Below are 23,591 nucleotides of genomic sequence, written 5' to 3' on the forward strand. Positions count from 1 at the left end.
GGAGTGGCTGCGTCGTCGCGAAAGCAGCCACTCACAATCATGGAGGCGAAGGTCGGCCATGCGGGACTTTGCTGCCGTTCGCTGCGGACGCACAGTTTCCGTTTCAGTTGAGAAGACCTTTTGGAGAAACGGCGGAGAAAGGACATTCGCTACTGTGGCGATTTTGCCTTGTTGTCGGGGGTTATGCAGCCATTCAGCGTGAGTTCATTTGAAGGAAGTCATCGACAGAAGGGTGAGTTCTCAAGCATTCATCAACCAGCTACGGCGGCGGTCACGATAATTTCGACACGCAGGTCGGCATCCGCCAGTTTGGCTTCTCCGCAGGCGCGTGCTGGGGCTGCGCCTTGGGGGACCCATGCGTCCCAGACCTCATTCATCGCATCGAAATCCGCCATATCTGCGAGCCAGATCACCGCCTGCAACACATGCTCGCGCGATGACCCCGCTTCGTGCAACAGCCTGTCGACCCGCCCGAGGCAGTCTTCGGTCTGTTCGGCCACGGTGGTCCCGCTGCCGACTTGCCCACAAAGGTATACAACGCCCCCGTGTTTGACGATTTTACTCATACGTTGATTGGTGTGGATGCGTTCGATCATGATCATACTCTTTCAGGGGTCGGAAGGGGAGAAGTCACGGACTGAGCAGTGGTGTCGCGGCGGGTGAGATGGCGCAGGTAGCGGCGCTCAAACCCGCGGAAGGCCCATGTGATGCACAACACTATCAGGAAATAAAGTAGGGCGGCGGTGATGAACCCTTCATAAGCGAGGTAATAGCGCCCGTTCAGCCAGCGCCCAACGCCAAGGATATCTTGCAGGGTGATCGTGCTGGCGATGACTGAGCCGTGCAGCATGAAGATGACTTCGTTGGAATAGGCCGGGATCGCGCGGCGGAAGGCCGAGGGCAGGATGATCCGGCGCAGGCGGCTGCGGTAGGAATGGCCGGTGGCGATGGCCGCCTCGACCTCGCCGGTTGGCGTATCCGCAATGGCACCTCGCAGTAGTTCGGTCGTATAGGCGGCGGTGTTCAGCGTGAAGGCAATGAGCGCGCACCACCACGCCGAGGACAGGATCGGGTCCCACAGGAAGCTTTCGCGGATCACCTCAAACTGGCCGACACCGTAATAGATCAGATAGGTTTGCACCAAAAGCGGCGTGCCGCGAAAGACATAGGTATAGCCCTGCACCAAGGGGTTAAAGACCCGGTGTTTCGACGCGCGGGCAATGGCCATGGGGATCGACAACAAGCCGCCCAACAGCAGCGACAGGAAGGTCAGGTTAAGCGTCACCCAGACGCCATAGAGGAAACGGTCAAAATTCTCAGCGATCAGGGCGATGTCGAGCGGGATATAGGTCAGCAGGTTTTCCATCATCACGCCCTCACTACGCCACGGTTGTAGTGACGCTCCACCGCGCGCAACAGCAGGTCGGACACGCCAGTCAGCAACAGGTAGATGACAAATGCTGCCGCCATGAAGGTAAAGAGCTGTCCCGTCGAACGACCGGCGGTGAAAGCGTTATAGACCAAGTCTTGAAGCCCAATGACCGAGACCAGCGCCGTGGTCTTGAGTTGCACCAGCCAGTTGTTTGTAAAGCCCGGCAAGGCAAAGCGGACCATCTGCGGCCAGATAATATGACGAAAGATCAGCGATTTGCGCATTCCACAGCTGATGCCAGCTTCGATTTGCCCGCGCGGGATGGCCATGATCGCACCGCGAAAGGTCTCAGTAAAATAGGCGCCAAAGATTACACCGATCGTGCCTGCACCTGCGGCGAACTGGCTGACCTCGACATAGCCCCAGAGGCCCGTAATCGCGCCTATATTATTAAGCGTCACCTGACCGCCAAAGAACACCAGCAGGATCAGCACCAGATCCGGCACCCCGCGCACGATGGTGGTGTAGGCGCCGGCCAGTCGCTGGGCCAGACGGTTGGCGGAAAGTTTCGCCCAAGCACCGAGCAGGCCAAAGATCAAAGCGATGACCAGCGATGTGAGCGCCAGTTTGATCGTCATGATCGTGCCGTCGATCAATTGGGATTGATATTCCAAAAGCAGGTTCATCGCATGTTCCTCAAAGGATCATCAGGGCAGCGCATGGCCGCCCTGATGAATGGTGTAAGGCGAAAACTCACTCGCCCTCAGGACGGCCGCCGTAGATGTCGAAGGGGAAGTATGTGTCGTTGATCTCGGCATAGGTGCCGTTCTCACGAATGGCAGCAATGGCCTTGCTCAGATCTTCGCGGAGCGCGTCCTCGCCCTTGCGCACCGCGATGCCCACGCCTTCGCCGTAGCATTCAACGTCTGTATGATCGCCGCCGAGGAAGGCATAGTCGGCCCCTGCCTCTGCACTCAGGAAGCTTTCCTGTGCGATCAGGCTGTCAGAAAGCTGCGCATCCACACGGCCAAGGGCCAGATCGCGGAACACTTCATCTTGGGAGCCATAGAGGACGATCTCGGCATCGGGGAACAACTTTTCCGCGTAGCACTGGTGGGTCGCGCCGCGCTGCACACCGATGCGCTTACCGGCCAGACCTTCAGGCGTGCCTTCGAAGTCGGCGTCCTTGGAGGCCACCAGACGCGCCGGGGTCTTGTAGTATTTGTCAGAGAAATCAATCTGGCGCTTGCGCTCTTCGGTGATCGACATGGAAGCCACGATGGCATCGAACTTACGCGCTTTCAGTGCCGGGATCATGCCGTCCCATTCCTGCTCGACCAGTTCGCATTCACGCTGCATCTCGGCGCAGAGCGCCTTGGCGATGTCGATGTCAAAGCCGACAAGCGTGCCGTCGGATTCCTTGGAGGAGAACGGAGGGTAGGCGCCTTCGACGCCGATGCGCAACGTGTCTTGGGCGGCCAGCGGCAGGGCGACGGCGCTGAGGGCGATGGCAGCAACGCTGCTTAGGATGGTTCTACGAAACATGGTTTGGTCCTCTCTGTTGTGGTTGGTTAGTTCATCCGCGAAAGAAACGCTTGGAACTCTGGGGTTTGCGGGTTGGAAAACAACTCTGCGGGCGGGCCTTCTTCGCAGACCTCGCCCTGGTGCAGAAATACGGTGCGAGTGGAGACATCGCGGGCAAAGCCCATCTCGTGGGTCACGACCAACATGGTGCGGCCTTCTTCGGCCAGATCGCGCATGACGCCCAACACTTCGCCCACCAGTTCCGGGTCCAGTGCCGATGTCGGCTCGTCAAAGAGCATCACATCTGGGTCCATCGCCAGCGCACGGGCGATTGCGACACGCTGCTGCTGGCCACCTGACAGATGTGCGGGGTAATAATCTGCTCGGTCCGACAAGCCGACCTTGGCGAGCAGTGCTTCGGCCTTTTCGCGGGCTTGCGCCTTGGGGGTTCCCTGAACGTAGAGCGGGCCTTCCATGACGTTTTCCATCACGGTCATATGCGACCAAAGGTTGAAGCCCTGAAACACCATCGCAAGACGGGCACGCATGGCTTCGACCTGTCGTAGGTCTTGCGGCACGATCTCTCCCCGGCGGTTCTGCGTCATCCGCATTTGCTCGCCTGCCAACCAGACCTCGCCTGAGTTCGGCGTCTCCAGCAGGTTGATGCAGCGCAGGAAGGTGCTTTTGCCAGAGCCGGAGGCGCCGAGAATGGCGATGACCTCGCCCTTTTGCGCCTCAAGCGACACGCCTTTGATGACGTCATGCGAGCCAAAGCTTTTATGCAGGTCTTTGACTTTCAGGGCAGCGGGGGCGCTCATGCGGGTTCCTCCTGAGGGGGTGAGAGTGCGGCAAGCTCGCCCAAGGCAATCGGCTTGATCGGCGAGCGGGCGCGGGGTGGGGAGATGGGCTGGCTTGCCTTGCCTTCGCTGAGCAGCCCGCGCAGGGTCGCGTCACACATGCGGCCCTGACAGGGGCCCATGCCGCAGCGCAGGGATGTTTTGATCTGGCGGTGACCTTGGGCACCTTCGCGGATCGCTTGTCGAATGGCACCGGCAGAGACTTCTTCGCAGCGGCAGACGATGGTGTTGTCTGATGGGGCAAGTATATCGGTCGGCGGAGGGTATGCGGCATCAAGGAAGGGCCGAATGGCGCGGGCGCGGAACAACGCGGCGCGAGCGCGGGCGGCACGCTGATTGCGGGTGTCGCTACTTAGGCGGCCAGATTGGCACAGGATATTTAACCCAGCCAGTTCACCGGCAGATGCAGCCGCCTCCGCCCCGCCGATCCCGGCTCCGTCTCCGGCCACATGCAGGCCCGGCTGGTCGGTCGCGCCCCAAAGATCATGTTCGGGCTGAAAGGCACCCTGCGCGGCGTTCCAATAATGCTCGATCCCCGCAGCCCTTGTGATATGGGTGCCGGGGATCACCCCTTGGTGGGTCAGCAGCAGACCACAGGTAAGGCGTTGATCCCGCCCATTAGCCCGGAAGGAAAAGAGGATATTGCCGCTCTCGGTCGTGGTGGCGTGGAAGCCCGACGCAGCGGTGTAGCGCGGCACAGCCGCTTTGCGGATCTTGGCAATCAGGCTCAGCCCTTTCCGCAAGGTTGGCAAGCCAAACAGGGCGCGGGGCAAATGCGGTGTTGCGCTCAGCATCTGCGGGAATGTCTGTGTCTCCACCAGCGCTTGTGGGGGGCTACCGGCGTCAATCATCTGCGCCGCGATCAGATAGAGCAGCGGACCAGACCCCGCGAGCACGGCATCCTTGGGCAGCATCCCCGCTGTTTTCATCAAAATCTGCGCGGCCCCTGCCGGCATCACGCCGGGGAGCGTCCAGCCAGGAAAAGGCACGGGGCGTTCCTGCGCGCCGGTTGCCAGCAGCACATGGGCAGCCGAGGTCGTTTGACTTTTGGCGCCGCGCGACCATGTCACCTGCGGCCCTTTGTCAAGCCGCCAAACCGTTGCGCCAGTTAGGAGAGTGATGTGCGGATGGTCGAGCGCATCGACCAAATCTGTCCCGGCGGCATAAGCCTGGCCAAGAAAGCCGCGCTTGCTGCGGTTCTGAGCCACATTGCGATAAATCTGACCGCCCGGATGCGGCTGTTCGTCCAGTATCAACACCTGCAAACCGCCACGTGCCGCGAAGGCTGCGGCTGACATGCCCGCGGGACCAGCGCCGATGATAATTAGATCCACCTCAGCCACAATGACCTCCGTTCAAATCACGCAGGCCTGTTTGGCGCCGGACGGTCATACCCTCGCGCAGAAGGGTCATGCAGGCTTGGGTGTTGGGCGTGCCATCGACCTCAACCAGACAGTCAAAACACACACCCATCATGCAATAGGCCGTGCGCGGTGCACCCTTCACGGTCTGCCGCGTCCACGCGCCTGAATGGGCCAGCAGCGCCGCGGCAACAGTGACCCCGGCGGGCGCACTGGCAGGCGCGCCATCCAGCGTGAACTGCACGCGGTCCCCGGTCTCAGGCAGCGTGCGAAAGCGCGAAGCGACATTCATCGAAAGCCTCCAGTTCAGGGGTGGCGGATGTGTTCAAAATCCACTCAGCCAGCACACTGGCGTGTAGCGGGGCAAGCGTGACACCGCTGTGGCAGGTCACCAGAAAGGCACCAGGATGCATGCTGGATTTGGCATAGACCGGATAGCCATCCGGCGACATGACCCGCAGCGCGCCCCAAGCCCGGACAACCCGCACATCGGCGAGCGCCGGGAAAACCGTGACCGCATGGTGCGCGAGTTTGGACATGATAGGTAAAGTCTCATGATCATTAAGCCCCGCATTCGCCTTGGTGCCGCCTATCTGCACGCCGCCCTCGTCGACCTGCCGGATGGTGCTGGACAGGAACGGCAGGCGGTCGCCTAACTTTTCGGTGATCAGCAACTCGCCAAGCTGCGGCCTGACCTGTGTATTAAAGCCAAGATCCCGGGCCAGCGTGGCAGCGCCCAACCCGGCGCAGAGCACGACCTGCTCGGTGTAGAGCGTTTCCCCATCGGCCAGCACCAGCGCAAAACCACCCTTAGGCTGCGGCCTGATCGCGGAAACGGTTGCGCCCAGCCTCACATGCCCGCCCATCGTCTGAACCGAACAGCGAAGGGCGCGAAGAAAGCGGAGCGGGTTTACATGGCCATCGCAGAGCGAGAAGCTCGCGCCGACGACATCTGGCCCGATGCCTTGCATCTGGCTGCGCAGATCATCGCCGCTGAGCATTTCATAGCGGGCGCGCTTGCCCAAATGGATGGCCTGCTGCGCCAACTCTGCTTTGAAAGCGTCAAACTCTGTCGGATCGGTAAAAAACTCGTAGCCCCCAGGCTGATCCAGCGCCACGTCGATCCCCGACAGCCCTCGCAACTGTTGCGCGAAAGCGGGCCAAGCGGTCAGCGCATCCATTGTCCAATTGGCGTAAGGGGCGAAATCCCAGCCTTTGCCTTGGCCCCAAATGAGACCGAAGTTCCCCTGTGACGCACGCGCATCGCTATCTGCCCCGTCTAACACCCGAACACGCTGTCCGGCCATCAGCAGGCCGAGGGCCACAGACAGGCCGACAAGCCCGCCGCCGATGATGGTGATTTCTTGGGTGCGTTGCTGCATGCGATTCCTCCGCCGCCAAAATTGCAGCATTGCGCTCATAAGAATAATCGTAATATTTGCGCAAACCATTCTCTCAGGTTATGGAATTTCATGCTCCCTCGGCTCACGCACCGTCAGATCGAAGCCTTCCGCGCTGTGATGGAGACCGGCAAGGTCACCTCGGCCGCCGCTGTGCTGGGAACAACGCAACCATCGGTCAGCAAGCTGATTGCGGATTTGGAACGCGCCGCTGGTTTTAATATGTTTGAGCGACAGGGCAGGCAGGTCGTGCCCACCTCTGAAGCACGCGCGCTTTATGAAGAAGTTGAGCGGGCTTTCGTCGGGATGATGGAGATTTCCCGCGTTATCCAAGACATCCGAGACTTTCGGACCGGAAGCTTGCTGATTGCGGGGATGCCAGCACTGGCTCTGAAACTACTGCCCGATGTAATCGCCGAATTCATCGCAGCCGAACCCGGAATCACTGTGTCTTTGCGCACCAGAAGCTCTCAGGCGGTGCTACGTCACCTAAGTTCGCAGCAATTCGATCTCGGCTTTGCTGCTTTGGATAACGACCATCCCGCTGTCCTGCGCCGCGAGTTGTTCACGGCACCAATGTTGGCCGTGCTGCCCCTGTCTCACGAGCTTGAGCGGAAAACAGTGCTCTTGCCGGGAGATTTCGATCAGCGCCCGTTCATCGCGCTCGGCGCAGAAATTGGAACCCGCTCCGAAACCGATGCATTTTTGCTCGCGGGCGGTGCTCGTCCTCGGATCGTTGCCGAGGCGCAATTGTCTGCGTCGATCTGTGAATTGGTGGCCGCTGGGGCTGGCATTTCAATAGTAGAGCCTGTGACGGCAATGCATTTTGCCAACCTCGGTAAGATTCTGGTGCGCCCTCTGTCGCCTGTTCAGCCATTTCGATATGATCTGCTTCTGCCAGCCACCCGCCAACCGTCGCGCATAGCGAAGCAGTTTTTGAAATTAGTTGAAGCGCGATTTGACACGCTTCTTGGTGTTCATGGATAGTGTCTTGGGCGAATTTTCTATCATAATGAACGTGCGGGCCGAACGGCTGCATTAGGAATGCCGCAGTGCGGCAACGGCAGGTCAGGCCAGACCAGGGTCCGGGTAGGGTTGCCCCCTGCAAAGTATGCGTTACTGCGACTGCGAATAGCTTCAAACTCGGCACAGTCACTAAGGGCTCATTCCGGCCCTTGGCCGCGATTTGCACCAAGGTCCGGTTCTGCATTTTGCTCTGGGCAGATTGTCGATCGAAGCAGGCCGTCTTCGTGCAGCGCGGCCTGCGTGTCGCCATTATCCCACAGATAAAGTAGGCCGATTTCGTCGCCTGTTTTGATGCACGTTATACGGCCGATGGCTTCGGCGGTTGTGCGACCACTCTCAAATTCGGGCAAAACTAGCCCCTCTCGTTAAACAATTCCTTGGGAGTGACCTCGAGAGCATACGCGATCCGCTCTAGAACATCGATCGATGCTGAGAATTTCGCGAGCTCGATCTCGCTGATATAGCTGCGATCCAGGTCGGCAGCTAATGCTAATTGTTCTTGGCTCAACCCTCTGGAATTTCTTAGATTCCGGATATTTAACCCTACTTGTTCCCGTAATTTCATGGCCTGTATTCGGCCAGATCACAAGAACCGCTCTACGGAACATATTCCACAAAACGCGCGCGAGCCTCATAAAGGTCATGCTCGCATATGGTGTAGAGATGGAGGGTAGCAGTAAAGTATCAATAATGCAGTAATGTAATCAAAAGGTGTTTATTGATATGTGGTGTGCACTTCTCAGAAATTGGACTGCCGGAGTTGCTTTGGCTCTGCTTTCAGCCGTGGCTCCGCAGGCTGCGAAGGCCTATCAGGTCGATTGTGCCATTCTGCTTTGCCTGGCTGGTGGGTGGCCTGCTTCAGCAGAATGTGCCCATGCCCGTGCCGTGTTTATCCGCCGGATCACGCCCTGGCCGATTGAGCCGCCATTGCAAATCTGGCGCTGCCCTATGGGCGTTTCTGAGCGCGCGCCTTTTCAAAGCACGGTCCCGAAGATCTGGGAGGCCAGCAACCAATCAGGTCAGGCGCTTGGCCAAGTCATTCTGGCACAGGTGGTCGAAGGCGGTGCCGATATCGACATCAGTGGCTTGGAATTCGATTTCGTGCGCTCGATCCGTGTCTGGGATGTTCGGCACTACAGTCATCGCGAACGAGGTCGCGACGATGATTGCTCTGAGAGCTACGACATGCGCCTTGGGACTTACGGGATGCAGGGCGAATTCGGCTGGCAACGCACGACGCCAGCCGCCGCCCCGCAATGGGTCCTGCCGTCACGGCGCTGCTCATCATCGAATTGGCGGCGCGGGGTGGGTGTTGAATGGGAAGATCACGAGGGCAACCACGGATATGAGTGGGTAGCCTACTAAGGCTATTCGCCGATGTCCTTCATACGTTCCGCGATATCACCTGCAATGCGCTCATACAGGGCGGCTTGCTTGTCTCTGGGAGTTCCGGGCTTCGGGTTCCTTCGGCGGATGCGTTTGGCAAGCCAGAAGAGCAACCTCGCTGCGGGGTCATCCAATTTTTCCGGCACAGGAGCTGGATAGTTTTCTTCGAGGAGGGCAACGACCTCAGCATTCATGCTGCGATGGTTGGCCTCGGCTGCGAGGCGTATTCGATCGCGCAGGCCGTCGGGCAGACGCACGATGAATTTATCCTGAGTTTGAGAGCTTTGATCTGGCATGGTGGCACTATGCCATAAAAAGCGATTGACGCAATAGTGGCTAAGTGCCACTAACGGGGTGTGGTTTCAACCTGGAGGCGTTTCATGAACAGTCGTAAACCAATGCAGCTTCGGCTTCCGCAAGAGCTCAAAGAGTGGATCAAGGCGGAGTCTGATCGCAATGGAAACTCCCAAAATTCGGAAGTGATCCGCGCCATTCGCGCGGCGAAGGATAGACGTTCTTCACTTGGTACATTTGAAAAAATCACTATGGACCAGAGTGGTAATGCGCGTTGTTAACCAGGTGAAAGAGGTTCCGATACGATGACCAAAGCAAGTGCACAAACAAAGGCGAAACAAGCGGCCTCGGCCTTTATCCGCGAGGCGCGGGAGGCAGGTTGGCAGCGAGCGAAGTTCGAGATCAAGCCTGATGGCAGTGTCATCGTCGATGCCAACATGATCGCGCCAGAGGCCGCAGACGACTTTCTCAACAGTGACTTGAGAATGGGCGAATGACCCGCACGAGCCTGCCAAAATACGTCTATAATGATAGGGGGTATCTCCGGTTTATCCGGCGTTCACGCGGTATCTCGGTCATGATGCACGAGGAAGCGGGCACGCCGGAATTTTGGGATCATTACAATCGCCTGCTGAAGGGAAAACCAGCGCCTGCGCCGGTGAAGCGTAATTTTGAGGCGTTGATTCTCAGTTACTACGAGAGCGACGCCTACAAGAAGCTGAAGCCCCGGACGAGATCGGACTATCGGCGGTACATCAGCCACATTCGTGAGATCTGGGCCGAGAAAGACCCGGCAAGGATCGAAACCCATCACATCTACGAATTGCACCGCGCCAATGCGGATCACTGGCGGCAAGCCAACTACCTTGTCCAGGTCATGGTCGTCTTGATGAATCACGCCCGGTTGATCGGCTTCATCAAGAAAGAGCACGGCAATCCGGCGAAGGGTATTCCGCTTTACAAGCAGCAGAGCGACGGCTGGGAGCCTTGGCCAGATGATGTTCGGGCCGAGTTCGAAGCGCTGGCTTCAAAGAGGGCGCGGCTGGTTTACGAGCTGTGCGTTGGAACAGGCCAGCGTATTGGCGATGTCGTGAAGATGAAATGGGAGCACTTCTCCGATGAAGGATTCGATTTCACGCAGGGCAAAACCGACAAGCCACTTTGGATCCCGCTCACCGACCGCCTGAAAGCCCATCTCGACGGGCTCGCACGAACGGACGGCACTGTTGTGACCGACGCTAAAGGTCGACCAGTGAGCTACCGGATCGTTGCTGAGGAAATGCGCACCATCAAAAAGAAGATGAAGCACGAGAGGGCGAGCTACTACAAAACGCACGGGCTCAGGAAAAATGCGACGATCGAGCTGTATCTGGCTGGATGTGATGACGAGATGGTCAAGGCGGTCACCGGCCATTCAGGCGTCGAGATGCTGAAAAAGTACGGTGGGCCGATCCGGCAAAGGGAGCTCGCTAAGCGCGCTCAAGAGGCAAGAAATCAAATGGAACGAAGCAAGACCGAAACGTGAAAGTTTCAACGATTGTTTCAAAAATGGCAGTGAAGGAGAGGAAGGATGACGCAAGTCATTGATTTTATTGGAGGCGAGTACCGGAATCGAACCGGTGTACACGGATTTGCAATCCGCTGCGTCACCACTCCGCCAACTCGCCATCCGTGGTGTTTGGCTTCTCTATCGCCAATTCCGGGGCCATGTCCAGCCCGGAACCGCAGCGCAGATGCAAAACTGTCGGCTGAAATCAGTTTTGCAGGGCTGCGACGCATTATCCAGTTTGATCCGTGCGGGATTGCCGCGTCTGGCTATCTATGGCAAGAGAAGCCAGACGTCTTAGAAATGATAGGCCAGACATGACTGATTTTGCCATGCGCCGCACGATGATGGTGGACACGCAAGTTCGCCCGTCTGATGTGACCAAATTCCCGATTATCGAAGCGATGCTTTCTGTCCCCCGCGAAGACTATGTGCCGGACGCCAAACGCGAAGCTGCCTATGTTGGCGAGAATATCCCACTGGAGGGTGGACGCGTTATGCTGGAGCCGCGCACATTGGCGAAAATGCTGGATGCCGTGGATATTCAGAGCGATGAACTGGTGCTTGATCTGGGATGCGGGTTTGGATACAGCTCTGCCATTATCGCGCGCCTTGCCGATTTCGTTGTCGCCGTCGAAGAGGACGAGACGATGGCGGCGGAAGCACAGGCGAACCTTTCCGAGCACGGGGCAGACAATGTCGCGGTCATCGCCGGTCCTCTGACCGAGGGAAATGCCAAGAACGGCCCGTATGATGTGGTTCTGATCCAGGGAGCGGTTGAGGCTGTGCCATCGGCGATCACGGATCAACTGAAGGACGGTGGCCGGATCTGCTGTATATTTGCCGAAGGTATGCTGGGCACTGTGAAAGTGGGTTACAAGATCGACGGGAATGTTGTGTGGCGCCATAGTTTCAGCGCCGGTGCCCCGGTGATCGACGGGTTTAAAAAAACCCGCGAATTTGTACTTTAATGAGACCCGGGATGGGGCAGACAAAACTGCTCCGATCCAGGCACGAGTGAGGTTGCAGAATGGCCCGTCGATTTGGAATGAAATGTGCAAGCGTCCTGTTGGCGATCGGCGTTTCTGCCGCGCAGGCGCCGTTGGCCATGGCGGAAACGCTGTCTGATGCAATGGCAGCCGCTTATAAGCAGAGTGGTCTTCTGGATCAAAACCAAGCTCTGTTACGCGCGGCGGACGAGGATGTCGCGATTGCACAGGCAGCACTGCGCCCGACCTTGAACTATGCCATTACCCATGGCTGGACGGACCCGAACACCAGCATTTCCGGCAACTCGGCATGGGCCACAACGGCGTCGTTGACGGCCGAGTTTCTGATCTACAATTTCGGGCGCGGCAAGGCGGCAGTTGAGGCACAGAAAGAGATTGTTTTGGCCACGCGCGACGGATTGGTCAGCGTCGAGCAGCAAGTGCTTTTGCGTGCGGTCAAGGCCTATGTGGACGTTCGATCTGCCGTCGAGAATGCACAGCTTCAGAGCAATTCGGTCCGGGTTTTGACACAGGAATTGCGTGCGGCCAATGACCGGTTCGAAGTGGGCGAAGTGACCCAGACAGATGTCGCATTGGCACAGGCCCGTCTGGCCGCGGCGCGCGCCAACGAAGCTTCGGCGCGCGGCAATCTGGCAATCGCCCGTGAAGAATATCGGGCGGCAACCGGAAACTTGCCCGGTGCGCTGTCCACACCGCCAGCCCTGCCGATGACGGCAAAAACACTGGATGCAGCCAAAGCAATCGCGCGTCAGGGGCACCCTGATATTCTTGCGGCGCAACACAATGTGGCAGCGGCTGACCTTGCTATCGAGATTTCGATGGCCGCCATGAAACCGGCGCTGGTCGGCAGCGCGGAAACCAAATGGCAAGATGTGGGCGGAACGGATTTTGTCTCCAACAACGTCGGGGTGTCGCTTCGGGGAACGATCTATTCTGGTGGTAAGCTATCGGCGGACTATCGCAAAGCGGTCGCAAATGCTGAAGCGGCTCGCGCCGGGTTGCATCAGACCCGTTTGGCTGTCGATCAGGGCGTTGCCAATGCCTGGGCGCAGCTTGCCATTGCGGCGGCTTCTCTGGAAGCGACCGAACGTCAGATCCGCGCCAGCCGGGTTGCCCTGCGCGGTGCCCGGGAAGAAGCACAACTCGGGTCGCGCACCACGCTTGACGTGCTGAATGCCGAGCAAGAGCTCTTGAACGCAGAGGCCAGTCGCATCACCGCACAATCCAACCAATACCTCGCGGCCTATTCACTGTTGTCGTCGATGGGATTGCTGACCGCAGAGCACCTGAAACTGGGCGTGGTGATCTATGATCCCGAGGCCTATTTCAATACGGTCAAGTCCGCACCGGTCCAACGGGTCAGCCCGCAGGGCAAGCGTTTGGACAGCCTGTTGGAAGCACTTGGCAAAAATTGAAACAGTTCGTTCAGTTGTGCGAACGCTCTGCATTGGGTAGTGTTCTGGTAATGAAGGCCGGACGGACCGGTCCAAGGAACAAATTGCAGGTGTTTTTGCATGTCTGACCCGGTTTCAAATGCCGAGATAGAGGATGTCCTGTCCTCGATTCGTCGGCTGATCTCTGAAAGTAAAGCGACCGATGAGCGAGCGGATTCGGGTAAAACGGAAAAGCTGGTCCTGACACCCGCGTTTCGGGTTCATGACGAGGGCAGCAAGAAAGCTGCCAATCGGGCACCCGATCGCGACCTTGAGCAGAAGAGGTCTGCTGCTTCGAATACACTGCCACAAAATCCCCCTGCCGAAAAAGCAGACATCGGTGAAGACGACCGTCCGAATCCGGTTTTCTCGCATCGCGGCTATTCCCCACCCGATGATGGGGATGTGGAAGAAATGCACACTGACCTGTCCGCGACCTCGGACGACGCGGTGTCGCGGACCGGACGAGTCTCGAATTTCCAAGATCCCGCCAATCAACGTCAGGACCTTTGGGAAGCTGACGGCGGGGATGAGACAACCCAAACCGATGTATTGATGTTCCATGCGGCGCGGCTGCGTTCGGAAGATGAACATGTCATCGTAGGGGAAAGCAATCCGGGTGACTGGTCAGACGAATCGGATGGCGGCGAAGCTGACGAAGCGCCGTTTGTTGCCGTGGACGATTCCGCAGATGAACGGTCGTTACCGCCCGCCGACACTGTCCATAACCGTGATGAGCACATGACCCCGATACCGACGGGACGTGAGGTCGAAATCGTTGGCGACGATACAGACATCATTGATGAAGAAGTGGTTCAGGCCATGGTTGCCCGACTGGTGCGGGAAGAGCTGCAAGGCGAGGTTGGTGAAAAGATCACCCAGTCCATCCGCCGCTTTGTCCGGCGCGAGATCGAACGCGCGCTGACCCTGAAAGGGTTGGAATAGGCGCGGGCGTCACTCGGCGAGGCTCAGCAAGCGATCAAGGTCCAGGTGAGTTTCGACATGTTGGGCCAAAGCATCCAGCGTGGTGTCAACCCGGGTTTCGAAGCCAGACGACGCTGCCCGCGCGCCCAGTTCTTCCAGATAAGCCTTTCTGAACCCATCTGCCGAGAACAGACCATGCAGATAGCATCCCAGAACGCGGCCATCGGCGCTGACGGCCCCCTCGGGTCGGCCATCCACTGACAGCCAGGCACGTGCAGTGTCCGGGCCGGTGCTGCGACCCAGATGGATTTCATAGCCCTTGACAGGCTCGCCCGAGGCGATGTGACGGGCTTTGATCAAGGCCAAGGTCTTCTTGGGTTCCAAATGGGTGGTGATCAGAAGGTGCCCCAGACCTGCCACCTGTCCAGGTGGGCCTTCGATCCCGCTCTGGTCGATGATCTTCTGCCCCAGCATCTGATAACCACCACATATCCCCAACACATGACCACCGCGTCGAATATGGGCGGCCAGATCCACATCCCATCCTTGGGCGCGGAAATCTGCGAGGTCGGCAATGGTGGATTTCGAACCGGGGATCAGCACCAAATGGGCGTCACCGGGCAGCGCACGGCCGGGTTCGATGATATCGACCGTTACGTCGGGTTCGTTAACCAGCGGGTCCAGATCATCGAAATTCGCAATTCGGTTCAGACGCGGCACCGCGATTTTGAACGCACCCCCCGGACGGGTCGCGATGTCCATCACATCCTCGGCAGGCAGGCGCCACGCGTCGGCGAACCAGGGTAGCGTGCCCAGATCATGCCAGCCGGTGCGGTCCGCGATTGCGGCGGCGCCGTCGGCAAACAGGGTCGGGTCGCCGCGAAACTTGTTTACCAGAAAGGCTTTGATCCGGTTGCGATCCCGGGCTGGCAGCACCGCATGAGTGCCCACAAGCTGTGCGATCACTCCGCCGCGGTCGATGTCACCGGCCAGCACGACGGGCAGGTTCGCGGCCTCGGCAAAGCCCATATTGGCAATGTCGCCCGCGCGCAGGTTGATCTCGGCGGGGCTGCCCGCACCTTCGACGATGATCAGATCGCGGCCTGTGCCCAACCGGTGAAAACTATCCAGCACACGTGGCATCAGATCGGCCTTGGCCTTGCCATAGTCGCGGGCTTTCATTGTGGTAAAACGTTGTCCCTGCACGATCACTTGCGCGCCGGTGTCGGTTTCGGGCTTCAGCAGCACAGGGTTCATGTCGACCATCGGCTTTAACCCGCAAGCGCGTGCCTGAAGGGCCTGCGCCCGCCCGATCTCGCCACCGTCGACGGTCACAGCGGCATTGTTCGACATGTTTTGTGGCTTGAACGGCGCGACATTCAGGCCGCGTATAACACAGGCGCGCGCGATCCCTGCCACCAGCAGGGATTTTCCCACGTTCGAGCCTGCGCCCTGTATCATGATCGCTTTGGTCATACCGGTTGCATAGGAGCTTTTCGCAAATCTGCCCAGCCCTGAACCGACGGATGATCGGCCGTGAACGAAAAACGCGCCCCTTGGGACGCGACTTCGTTCGATCCGGCACGGATCGTCTGGTTATGCGGCTTCTGCCTGTGCGGCGTTGCGACGCTCGCTTTCTTCGCGGCTCAGCGCTACGGACGTGCGAATGCCTTTGGAAACGAATTCCATCAGGCCCTTCACGACACGTTCGTTCGGGTCGATGCCAGCACAGCTCAACACCTCACGTCCGTCGCGCGAACGTGCCCAGCGGGCAATCTGGTCGGGGCCGTTGCCGTATTTCTTGTCATCGGCGATTGCGTCGTCCAACGCGGCCAGCACCACAGCGGCAAACAATTTGCGCGCGCGGTTGCCTTGTTCGTTGTTGAAAGCGGTACCGTCTACGGAGTCCAGCATGGTCGTCCTTTATTTTTCTTGCTCTTGCGCTCGTCGGAGTAGCGGACAATATGGCCTTTTCTGCGTGATTCGGTATCCCCGCAGCCACATGCCTGCTATGCGTTTTACGCATGGCTTCGGCGTTAGGCATACCAAATACGTCACCTTGCCAGAGCCAGACCGTCAAGATATAGGTGCAGGCCAACAGAGTTCAACCTTTTGCAAAGGTTTAAGGTATGCCCAAAATCAATGGTAACGAAATCCGGCCCGGCAACGTGTTGGAACATAATGGCGGTCTGTGGGCTGCGGTGAAGGTCGATCACGTCAAACCGGGCAAGGGCGGCGCGTTCGCTCAGGTCGAGATGCGCAACCTGCGCAACGGATCGAAACTGAACGAACGCTTCCGGTCGGCGGACAAGGTCGAACGGGTGCGGCTTGAACAGAAAGACCAACAGTTCCTTTATGAAGACGACGGGATGCTGATCTTTATGGATACGGAAACCTATGAGCAGATCCAACTGCCTGCTGACCTGCTGGGAGAGCGCCGTCCGTTCCTGCAAGATGGTATGACCATCGTGGTGGAATTCTATGAAAGTGAGGCGCTGAACGCGACCTTGCCGCAGAAAGTGACCTGTACCATTGAAGAAACCGAGCCGGTCGTCAAAGGTCAAACCGCTGCCAACAGCTTCAAGCCTGCGCTGCTAGACAATGGGGTGCGCATTTCCGTGCCGCCCTTCGTCGGGCAGGGCGAGGCCATCGTGGTAAACACGGAAACCATGGAGTATTCCGAGCGCGCATGACGCGGGCCGGGTTAGCAAAACGGGGCAGGGCGGTCGCTCTGCCCTTTTTTCTTGGGAGTGCCGCGCGGTGACGACCATCCTGTTCAACAAACCCTTCAATGTGCTGTCGCAATTTACCGACAAAGGCACCATGGGGTCGCAGCGCGCGACCCTGTCCGATTACATTGACATTCCGGGTGTTTATGCTGCGGGCCGACTTGATCGTGACAGCGAAGGGCTGTTGATCCTGACCGATGACGGGACGTTGCAGGCGCGAATTTCCAATCCACGACACAAACTGCCAAAGACCTATTGGGTTCAGGTCGAAGGGATGCCGGATGACAGTGCTTTGCAGGCTTTGCGAGACGGCGTTGCACTGAAAGACGGAGTGACCCGCCCTGCACAAGCCCTCTGCATTGACGCGCCCAACGCACTCTGGCTGCGCGACCCGCCCGTGCGGTTTCGCAAGTCTGTTCCAGACTGTTGGATCGAACTCACGATCCGCGAAGGCAAAAACCGGCAGGTGCGCCGGATGACCGCTGCGGTCGGGCATCCGACCCTGCGCCTGATCCGGTATGCCGTGGGGCAATGGACGTTGGACGGCCTGGCGTCCGGCAAATGGCGCTACGCCTGAGGCGCGACCTCTATCCCAGCCAAGACACGCTGGCGTCGCCGGCCTGCATGTCCTTGCCCGCGCGATCAAACCGCAGATAGGCAATGGCCCGATCGCCGGACTGGGTGAACAACGTGCCCACCGGTTTGCCAACTGCGGTGATCTGCGTTCCAACCGGGGCCATGCCGTCGATCTGGACCACGGTCAGCCCTTTCTTCAAGTCTGTCTTGTGTTTCATGCGGGCCGTCACCTCTTGCCCGACATAGCAACCCTTGCGGAAATCCACGCCATTCAGGCGATCTAACCCGGCCTCTAACGGATAGGTGTCCGGTGTCAGTTCGATCCCGGTTTCCGGAATGCAATGGGCGACCCGAATAGCGTCCCAATCAACGCCGTCCTGCGCGGTCTGTCCATCATAGGCGCGCCAACCCATCGCGTCATGTCGGGGATCCACAAACGCGCCATCGGGGATATCACCAACTCCGCAGGCGGGCACGATGTCGGCTGGTGTGATCTGCACATCTGCCCGAAGCTTGTACATTGTCAGTCGTTGGGTCAATGATGCCGCCAGTGGTGTTGCCACGTCCAGCAAGATGGCATCCCCGTCCGGCACCAGAAAAAAATCAGCCAGATATTTGCCCTGCGGGGTCAACAAAGCCGTATAAACCAGCCCATCGGCCAGTTTCTTGACATCGTTGGTGATGAGGCCCTGAAGAAAGTCCTGCCGGTCATTCCCGGTCAGACGCAGAACCCTGCGCGATGTGTCTGTTGTCATGCTGCTCTCCTGTCGCCGCCTCAATATAGGCGCGCACGCGCAAAGCGAAAGGGTCAGTCGCGTCGGCTGCCCAGCAACCCACTAAACAATTGGCGCACAGACCAGCGAGCCGGTTCGGACTGTTCGGGTTGCGGCAGGCGACGCTTGCGGCGCTTCCCCTTCACCGGGCGAGAGGCGGGCTTGGCTTCGTCTTGAAACTGCAACTTGTAAAGCTGGGCGTATATGCCGCCACGGGCCAGAAGCTCCTCATGTGTGCCATGATCGACCACTTGTCCCTGATCCATGACGACGATCTTGTCGGCCTCGCGCACGGTGGCCAAACGGTGGGCGATCACCAGCGTCGTGCGGTCTTTTGACAATTCGTCCAGTGCTTTCTGGACCAGTTTTTCCGACTTGGCATCCAAGGCGGATGTCGCCTCGTCCAGCAGCAGAAACGGTGCGTTGCGCAGAACCGCACGGGCAATCGCCACCCGTTGGCGCTGTCCACCCGACAGGTTCGAGCCCCTTGGCCCGGCCTGCGTGTCCAACCCTTGTTCCATCTGTGGCAGGAAATCGGAGACATGCGCCACGTCCAGTGCGTGTTTAAGGGTTTTGTCATCAACATCGGTGCGCCCCATGAGGATGTTGTCACGCAGAGTTTCGTCGAACAACAGCGCCTCTTGGCTGACGACCGAAAACAGACCGCGCAGGTGATCGAGTGGAAGCCGAGTAACATCTGTCCCACCAACCATGACCTTGCCGGTTTTGGCGTCCGCCAGTCGGGTTAAAAGATTGAAGACAGTGCTTTTTCCTGCGCCGGAAGCTCCAACCAGCGCCGTTGTCTTGCCCGCCTCGGCGGTAAAACTCGCACCGCGCAGAACGGGCGTGTCACCATAGGAAAATCCGACATCCTTCAATTCAATCCGGGCCTTGCGCGCGGGAATTGGCAGTGCCACGGGCGTCGTGGGCGACAGGATCGACGGGCGTTCGTCAAACACGTTGCGGATGCGGGCAAGGCTGGCCAGTGCCGCCTGCCAAGCGCCCGACACTTTGCCAAGGTTTCTGAGTGGATCAAAGACCAACGCCATTGCCGTGAAAAAGCTCATGAATTCGCCGACGGTCTTGGCACCCGAATTGATCTGCATCCCGCCATAGACCAGCACACCAAAGAACCCGACTGCGGCGATGATGTCGACCATTGCGACGATCCCGCCCTGATTGGCTTGGCTTTGCAGGTGCGTGCGGGCGAAGGCGTCAATCTCACGGTCCACGCGGCCTTGTTCGTGGCGTTCGGTGCCGGACAGCTTGATCGAGTTGATGCCATGGAAAATCTCGTCCAACCGGGTCGAGATTTGGGCCGCTGACGACCGGCTATCCGTCGTGGTGCGCCGCACCCGTTTTTGCAGGATGCTCATCGGAATGGTCAGGATCGGCGCTGCGGCCACCGCGACCACGACCCACAACCAGTCGATGGACAACGCCACGCCCAGCAATGCCAGAAGCGAGACGACATCGCGCGCGACAGCGGCCAGAACGACCTCCCAAATGTTGGCGATGGCTTGCGCGTCCCCGCGCACGCGTTCGATCAACGTGCCGGGGGAATTGTCGCGAAAGAAGTTGCTGTCCAGCGTCAGCATATGGGCAACCATGTCTGATTGCAGCTTGGCTGCCACCCTTTGACCGACATGGACCATCAGCACACGGTGCCCGAAGGCCGCGATAGCACGCGTGATGAAAATCGCCGCCACGATCAGCGCGACCCCGACAATCGACGAGGTGGTGCCTGACGAGAACGCCACATCAAACATCGGCTTGATCATGTAGCTCAGGCCCCCCAGCGCAAGCCCTTCCAGCAGCATCAGGAAAACAGCGGCGATAAGGGGCCAGCGATAGGCGCGCATATAGCTGCGCCACATCCAGCGGATCATGTCGGGGCGCTCTAGATCGCTCATCCTTTGCTCCGCTTGGCGTGAAACGAGGCGCTCACGGCCTCGGGGTCATAATGGTTTGCCAACCAGTCGCGCACCGTGATCGGATTGGTCTCGCAATGGATGGCGTAAGTATCCAGAAGATGATCCAGAATGCCCGCCTTTGACCAGCGTTGATGGGCGTATTTCAACGACAGTTGCGCCCGTGCCGCGTCAATGTCTGCCCCTTTTTGGTCCAGCAAATACAACGCAGCCGCAATCCCGGTGCGGTCGGCCCCGGATTTACAATGGATCAACATCGGTTTTTCGACAGTCTCCATCAGGTCGAGCAGATCCAGGTAATCCTTTGGGCTGCCAAGCACACGTGCGAAAAGCTCGTGATTATACAACGCCATACCGTAATCCGTGCAGGCCTCTTTTTCGAACAGGTAGTATGAAAACCTGTCCGGTCCGCGCAAGTTTATCACGCTTCTGATGCCTATCTTTTGCAGGGCAGGGAAGTGAACGGGATCAGGTTGATTGGATCGCCATGCCTCGTCCGACAATTGGTATCGATTGGGCAGAATGCGTCGCAGGAAAGCATGGTCCACCAGATTGTTGTGACGCCGCGCCGCCTGACGCCCCTCGGGTGTCGAGATATCGGTGCCAAACGAGCTTTTCCAGCTGCGTTCCCATTGTTTGATCCGGGCATAGACCTTGGAAAACATGGTGTCTCCGGTGCGCTGGCCCGGCAGAAGTGCGGGCAGTTTCACGGCGGTGTATCCTGTCGGACAGGTCCAGACAAGCACAGCGGGGTGACGGGTTGTTGACGCGTTGACAGGGGCGCAGTACCGATTGGAAAATTCGCAACAGGACGAGCGCAGTATGACACTTTCCTTCGGACGCCACTATCTTGCCATTCCGGGGCCATCAGTGATGCCTGATCGAGTGCTGCGTGCAATGCACCGGGCTGGCCCGAATATCTATGAAGGCGCGTTGGTCGAGATGATGCCGACGTTGACCGACGATCTTAAGGCGATCGCGCGCACCCGGCACAATGTTGCGATCTATATCTCCAATGGCCACGGCGCGTGGGAGGCCGCACTGTCAAACGTGCTTGCCCCCGGCGACACCGTGTTGTCGCTGTGCACCGGGCGGTTCGGGCACGGCTGGACCGAAATGGCCGAGGCGCTTGGCGTGCAGGTCCAGATCGATGATTTCGGGATGCGCGCGCCCGTGGATCCGGACCGGGTCGAGTCCGCGTTGCAGGCGGATCCAGACCATCGTATCCGTGCCGTCCTGCTGACCCACGTGGATACTTCGACGTCGATCAAAAATGATGTGGCCGCAGTCCGTGCAGCAATGGATGCAGCGGGCCATCCCGCACTGCTTATGGTCGATTGCATCGCATCCATGGGCTGTGACCGGTTCGAAATGGACGCCTGGGGCGTCGATGTTGCAATCACGGCGTCGCAAAAAGGGTTGATGGTCCCCCCCGGCGTGGCCTTTGTGTTCTTCAGTGACAAGGCTGCAAGGGTGCGTGCAGAGATTACGCGAGTTTCGCGATATTGGGATTGGACGGACCGAGCGAACCCTGATTTGTTCTATCAGTATTTCGGTGGCACCGCCCCGACGCATCATCTTTACGGGGTGCGAGAGGCGCTGGATATGATCGCAGAGGAAGGTGGTATGGAGGCTGTTTGGGCGCGCCATGCCCTTTTGGCGCGGGCCATCTGGGCCGCCTTTGACTGCTGGTCTGACCGCGGCCCGGTGGAACTGAACGTCGCCAACCCGGCACATCGTTCTTGTGCCGTGACGTCGGTTCACATCGGTGCCCCACACGGCACGGCGCTGCGACGCTGGACCGAGGAAAAGCTTGGCGTGACATTGGGGATCGGGTTGGGCATGCAATCAGAGGACGACCCGAATGCAGACGGATTCTTCCGGTTGGGCCACATGGGACATGTGAATGCTCCAATGGTCATGGGGGCGTTGTCGTCCATCCAGGCTGGGATGACTGCCCTGAAGATCCCACATGGTGCCGGTGCACTTGAGGTCGCAGCGCAGCTGATCGCCGAGGCTTAACCACGCGCCTTTGCAAGTGCGATGGGCAAAGCTGCTGCGAAGATATCCAGTTCTTCAGGCCGCCCGGCGGACACGCGTATGCACCTGTTTTGCGGGCTGGCAAAGGGCATCCGAACAAAGACGTCCTGCTCAATCAACGCATCCAGTACCGATTTCGCAAACGCAGCATCACTGCCACAATCAACCGCCACGAAATTGGTGGCCGAGGGCAGGGTGGTCATACCGTTTCGCCGCGCGATACTGTCAATGCGATGCCGTGCGTCTGCCACGTTGGTCAGTGTGACCGCCAGATGATCCTTATCTTGCAACGCCGCCAAAGCGCCGGCCTGACTGATCCGACACATTCCGAAATGGTTGCGGATCTTGTGAAATGCCGTGATCAGATCCTGCGCAGCAATCGCGTATCCCACCCGCGCCCCGGCCATCCCATAAGCCTTCGAAAATGTGCGCATACGGATCACGCGCGGATCGTCAGGCGCAAGCTCGGGTATGGTCCCATCCGGGGCAAACTCGACATATGCCTCGTCAAGGGCCAAAAGGCACCCCTCTGGCACCGTATCAATCATTCGTTGGATGGTGCCCGCATCGTGCCATGTGCCCATCGGGTTGTCGGGGTTGGCAATATAGACCAGCTTTGCGCCAACCTCTGCCGCCGTCGCGATCAACGCGTCAGGGTCTTCATGATCGTTCTTGTAAGGCACCGGCTCAATCCGCCCGCCAAATCCCGTCACATGATAGTTGAAGGTGGGATAGGCCCCGTGCGAGGTCACGACGACATCGCCGGGGCCAACCATCAGACGCACCAGATAGCCCAACAATCCGTCAATTCCCTCACCCACCATGATGTTGTTCGGGGAAATGCGGTGATGCGCCGCCAAAGCGCTGCGCAGATCGAAGTTTTCCGCATCGCCATACATCCACACGTCCTGCGCGGCTTGCGCCATCGCCGCGACCGCCTTGGGCGAAGGACCGAAGGTGTTTTCATTGGCACCCAAGCGCGCCGCAAAGGCACGGCCACGGGCGCGTTCCTGCGTTTCCGGCCCCACAAAAGGGACGGTGGCGGGCAAGCTGTCGGCAAGCGGGGTCAGGCGGGCATATGTCTTTGTCATGACGCTGTTAGAGCAGGGTGCACCACACGCGACAAGGTTGAAAATTCGCGGTCAGCCATTAGGTCAATAGGGTCGTTAACAAGTCAGGGGCTCGCATGCTCAAGATGAACCGCCGAGTGTTTCTTGTCAGTTCTGCTGCGGCTGGGGTTGCATCACGCGTTCCCCAAATCGCCGTTCAGACCGCGAAATCTCCCCCGATGCGCCGCATCCTGACGTTGGTCTATGACAAATCGCTCGGCATGATGAGGGCAGTGGAGCGCCTGGTTCCCTGAGCCTGTTCTTCTGGCCGTAAATATCCCGGGGTAGAGTGAAACCACA

At 58.8% G+C, this 23,591-nt stretch carries 29 protein-coding genes and 1 tRNA gene; 12 read left to right on the top strand and 18 right to left on the bottom strand.

Features of this window, described 5'->3' with window-relative positions; genetic code table 11:
• Positions 1-251: 251 nt before the first annotated feature.
• From BMY55_RS05645 to BMY55_RS05680, 8 genes are all read right to left on the bottom strand, one after another.
• Entirely contained in the window at positions 252-596 is a 345-nt protein-coding gene (locus tag BMY55_RS05645; protein WP_091432075.1) for a RidA family protein, read from the bottom strand.
• Between the two features lie 2 nt (positions 597-598).
• Positions 599-1,366, bottom strand: a complete 768-nt coding sequence (locus tag BMY55_RS05650; RefSeq protein ID WP_171006891.1) for an ABC transporter permease — start codon at positions 1,364-1,366, stop codon at positions 599-601.
• A 2-nt stretch (positions 1,367-1,368) separates the two neighbouring features.
• Positions 1,369-2,058, bottom strand: a complete 690-nt coding sequence (locus BMY55_RS05655; protein WP_091429043.1) for an ABC transporter permease — start codon at positions 2,056-2,058, stop codon at positions 1,369-1,371.
• A 67-nt stretch (positions 2,059-2,125) separates the two neighbouring features.
• A complete protein-coding gene (locus BMY55_RS05660) occupies positions 2,126-2,917 on the bottom strand; it encodes an ABC transporter substrate-binding protein (RefSeq protein ID WP_091429045.1) in 792 nt (263 codons plus the stop codon).
• A gap of 26 nt (positions 2,918-2,943) precedes the next feature.
• Positions 2,944-3,714: an ABC transporter ATP-binding protein gene (locus BMY55_RS05665; RefSeq protein WP_091429048.1), complete on the bottom strand. Its 771-nt coding sequence runs from the start codon at positions 3,712-3,714 to the stop codon at positions 2,944-2,946.
• Positions 3,711-5,096: an NAD(P)/FAD-dependent oxidoreductase gene (locus tag BMY55_RS05670; RefSeq protein ID WP_091429050.1), complete on the bottom strand. Its 1,386-nt coding sequence runs from the start codon at positions 5,094-5,096 to the stop codon at positions 3,711-3,713. The genes BMY55_RS05665 and BMY55_RS05670 overlap by 4 nt, the downstream gene beginning before the upstream one ends.
• Positions 5,089-5,406 (bottom strand): (2Fe-2S)-binding protein, encoded by a 318-nt coding sequence (locus BMY55_RS05675; protein WP_091429051.1) that lies wholly within the window; start codon positions 5,404-5,406, stop codon positions 5,089-5,091. Before BMY55_RS05675 ends, BMY55_RS05670 begins: the two co-directional genes overlap by 8 nt.
• Positions 5,372-6,496 (bottom strand): NAD(P)/FAD-dependent oxidoreductase, encoded by a 1,125-nt coding sequence (locus BMY55_RS05680; protein ID WP_091429052.1) that lies wholly within the window; start codon positions 6,494-6,496, stop codon positions 5,372-5,374. The genes BMY55_RS05675 and BMY55_RS05680 overlap by 35 nt, the downstream gene beginning before the upstream one ends.
• On the opposite strand from BMY55_RS05680, the gene BMY55_RS05685 reads away from it, so the two are divergent.
• Positions 6,479-7,501 carry a LysR substrate-binding domain-containing protein gene (locus BMY55_RS05685; protein ID WP_143064287.1) on the top strand — a complete coding sequence of 341 codons (1,023 nt, stop codon included), beginning with the start codon at positions 6,479-6,481 and terminating at the stop codon, positions 7,499-7,501. The two genes, BMY55_RS05680 and BMY55_RS05685, sit on opposite strands and share 18 nt — an antisense overlap.
• 176 nt (positions 7,502-7,677) lie before the next feature.
• On the opposite strand, the gene BMY55_RS05690 is transcribed toward BMY55_RS05685, so the two are convergent.
• Positions 7,678-7,890, bottom strand: coding sequence for a hypothetical protein (locus BMY55_RS05690; RefSeq protein ID WP_091429057.1), 213 nt, complete (start codon positions 7,888-7,890; stop codon positions 7,678-7,680).
• A 2-nt stretch (positions 7,891-7,892) separates the two neighbouring features.
• The gene (locus BMY55_RS05695) at positions 7,893-8,105 is read right to left on the bottom strand and encodes a helix-turn-helix domain-containing protein (RefSeq protein ID WP_091429058.1); all 213 of its coding nucleotides are present in this window, start codon (positions 8,103-8,105) and stop codon (positions 7,893-7,895) included.
• Positions 8,106-8,263: 158 nt separating this feature from the next.
• On the opposite strand from BMY55_RS05695, the gene BMY55_RS05700 reads away from it, so the two are divergent.
• Positions 8,264-8,905, top strand: coding sequence for a hypothetical protein (locus BMY55_RS05700; RefSeq protein WP_091429060.1), 642 nt, complete (start codon positions 8,264-8,266; stop codon positions 8,903-8,905).
• A 2-nt stretch (positions 8,906-8,907) separates the two neighbouring features.
• On the opposite strand, the gene BMY55_RS05705 is transcribed toward BMY55_RS05700, so the two are convergent.
• Positions 8,908-9,222, bottom strand: a complete 315-nt coding sequence (locus BMY55_RS05705; protein WP_091429061.1) for an Arc family DNA-binding protein — start codon at positions 9,220-9,222, stop codon at positions 8,908-8,910.
• A gap of 84 nt (positions 9,223-9,306) precedes the next feature.
• Here BMY55_RS05705 and BMY55_RS05710 point away from each other — a divergent pair, with 84 nt between their 5' ends.
• Genes BMY55_RS05710 through BMY55_RS05720 form a run of 3 tightly spaced genes read left to right on the top strand, consistent with a single transcriptional unit; the run spans position 9,307 to position 10,745 of the window.
• Positions 9,307-9,501, top strand: coding sequence for an Arc family DNA-binding protein (locus tag BMY55_RS05710; protein ID WP_091429063.1), 195 nt, complete (start codon positions 9,307-9,309; stop codon positions 9,499-9,501).
• 24 nt (positions 9,502-9,525) lie between these two features.
• Positions 9,526-9,717, top strand: a complete 192-nt coding sequence (locus BMY55_RS05715) for a hypothetical protein (protein ID WP_091429065.1) — start codon at positions 9,526-9,528, stop codon at positions 9,715-9,717.
• Positions 9,714-10,745, top strand: coding sequence for a site-specific integrase (locus BMY55_RS05720; RefSeq protein WP_091429066.1), 1,032 nt, complete (start codon positions 9,714-9,716; stop codon positions 10,743-10,745). The genes BMY55_RS05715 and BMY55_RS05720 overlap by 4 nt, the downstream gene beginning before the upstream one ends.
• Positions 10,746-10,813: 68 nt before the next feature.
• Here BMY55_RS05720 and BMY55_RS05725 read toward each other — a convergent pair.
• Positions 10,814-10,887: transfer RNA gene (locus BMY55_RS05725), tRNA-Cys, on the bottom strand.
• Positions 10,888-11,083: 196 nt separating this feature from the next.
• Between BMY55_RS05725 and BMY55_RS05730 the strand changes: the two genes are divergently transcribed.
• The 3 genes from BMY55_RS05730 to BMY55_RS05740 all read left to right on the top strand — a co-directional run bounded on the left by BMY55_RS05730 (position 11,084) and on the right by BMY55_RS05740 (position 14,154).
• Complete coding sequence (locus BMY55_RS05730; RefSeq protein WP_091429068.1) at positions 11,084-11,737, top strand: protein-L-isoaspartate O-methyltransferase family protein; 654 nt, start codon at positions 11,084-11,086, stop codon at positions 11,735-11,737.
• Positions 11,738-11,814: 77 nt separating this feature from the next.
• Positions 11,815-13,191 (top strand): TolC family outer membrane protein, encoded by a 1,377-nt coding sequence (locus BMY55_RS05735; RefSeq protein ID WP_091429070.1) that lies wholly within the window; start codon positions 11,815-11,817, stop codon positions 13,189-13,191.
• Positions 13,192-13,290: 99 nt separating this feature from the next.
• On the top strand, positions 13,291-14,154 hold the full coding sequence (locus BMY55_RS05740; RefSeq protein WP_091429071.1) for a hypothetical protein: 864 nt from the start codon (positions 13,291-13,293) through the stop codon (positions 14,152-14,154).
• Positions 14,155-14,163: 9 nt separating this feature from the next.
• Here the strand turns inward: BMY55_RS05740 and BMY55_RS05745 are convergent, their stop codons facing one another.
• Both BMY55_RS05745 and BMY55_RS05750 read right to left on the bottom strand, forming a co-directional pair.
• On the bottom strand, positions 14,164-15,609 hold the full coding sequence (locus BMY55_RS05745) for a cobyric acid synthase (protein ID WP_091429073.1): 1,446 nt from the start codon (positions 15,607-15,609) through the stop codon (positions 14,164-14,166).
• A gap of 120 nt (positions 15,610-15,729) precedes the next feature.
• A complete protein-coding gene (locus BMY55_RS05750) occupies positions 15,730-16,047 on the bottom strand; it encodes a DUF6280 family protein (protein ID WP_091429074.1) in 318 nt (105 codons plus the stop codon).
• A 215-nt stretch (positions 16,048-16,262) separates the two neighbouring features.
• On the opposite strand from BMY55_RS05750, the gene efp reads away from it, so the two are divergent.
• Both efp and BMY55_RS05760 read left to right on the top strand, forming a co-directional pair.
• Positions 16,263-16,826: an elongation factor P gene (gene efp, locus BMY55_RS05755; RefSeq protein ID WP_091429076.1), complete on the top strand. Its 564-nt coding sequence runs from the start codon at positions 16,263-16,265 to the stop codon at positions 16,824-16,826.
• Between the two features lie 67 nt (positions 16,827-16,893).
• The gene (locus tag BMY55_RS05760; RefSeq protein WP_091429078.1) at positions 16,894-17,439 is read left to right on the top strand and encodes a pseudouridine synthase; all 546 of its coding nucleotides are present in this window, start codon (positions 16,894-16,896) and stop codon (positions 17,437-17,439) included.
• Between the two features lie 10 nt (positions 17,440-17,449).
• Here the strand turns inward: BMY55_RS05760 and ygfZ are convergent, their stop codons facing one another.
• From ygfZ to BMY55_RS05775, 3 genes are read right to left on the bottom strand one after another with little or no spacing between them, the layout of a single operon-like run.
• The gene (gene ygfZ / locus BMY55_RS05765) at positions 17,450-18,217 is read right to left on the bottom strand and encodes a CAF17-like 4Fe-4S cluster assembly/insertion protein YgfZ (protein WP_281242425.1); all 768 of its coding nucleotides are present in this window, start codon (positions 18,215-18,217) and stop codon (positions 17,450-17,452) included.
• Positions 18,218-18,246: 29 nt separating this feature from the next.
• On the bottom strand, positions 18,247-20,124 hold the full coding sequence (locus BMY55_RS05770; protein ID WP_245744659.1) for an ABC transporter ATP-binding protein: 1,878 nt from the start codon (positions 20,122-20,124) through the stop codon (positions 18,247-18,249).
• Positions 20,121-20,852 carry a tyrosine-protein phosphatase gene (locus BMY55_RS05775; RefSeq protein WP_143064288.1) on the bottom strand — a complete coding sequence of 244 codons (732 nt, stop codon included), beginning with the start codon at positions 20,850-20,852 and terminating at the stop codon, positions 20,121-20,123. The genes BMY55_RS05770 and BMY55_RS05775 overlap by 4 nt, the downstream gene beginning before the upstream one ends.
• A gap of 112 nt (positions 20,853-20,964) precedes the next feature.
• Here BMY55_RS05775 and BMY55_RS05780 point away from each other — a divergent pair, with 112 nt between their 5' ends.
• Entirely contained in the window at positions 20,965-22,164 is a 1,200-nt protein-coding gene (locus tag BMY55_RS05780; RefSeq protein WP_091429082.1) for a pyridoxal-phosphate-dependent aminotransferase family protein, read from the top strand.
• Here BMY55_RS05780 and BMY55_RS05785 read toward each other — a convergent pair.
• Complete coding sequence (locus tag BMY55_RS05785) at positions 22,161-23,273, bottom strand: pyridoxal phosphate-dependent aminotransferase (RefSeq protein ID WP_091429085.1); 1,113 nt, start codon at positions 23,271-23,273, stop codon at positions 22,161-22,163. The two genes, BMY55_RS05780 and BMY55_RS05785, sit on opposite strands and share 4 nt — an antisense overlap.
• Positions 23,274-23,368: 95 nt before the next feature.
• Between BMY55_RS05785 and BMY55_RS05790 the strand changes: the two genes are divergently transcribed.
• Entirely contained in the window at positions 23,369-23,545 is a 177-nt protein-coding gene (locus tag BMY55_RS05790; protein WP_091429087.1) for a Tat pathway signal protein, read from the top strand.
• Positions 23,546-23,591: the final 46 nt, after the last annotated feature.

Origin of the sequence: Aliiroseovarius sediminilitoris, from assembly GCF_900109955.1 — a bacterium.
Taxonomy (GTDB): domain Bacteria; phylum Pseudomonadota; class Alphaproteobacteria; order Rhodobacterales; family Rhodobacteraceae; genus Aliiroseovarius; species Aliiroseovarius sediminilitoris.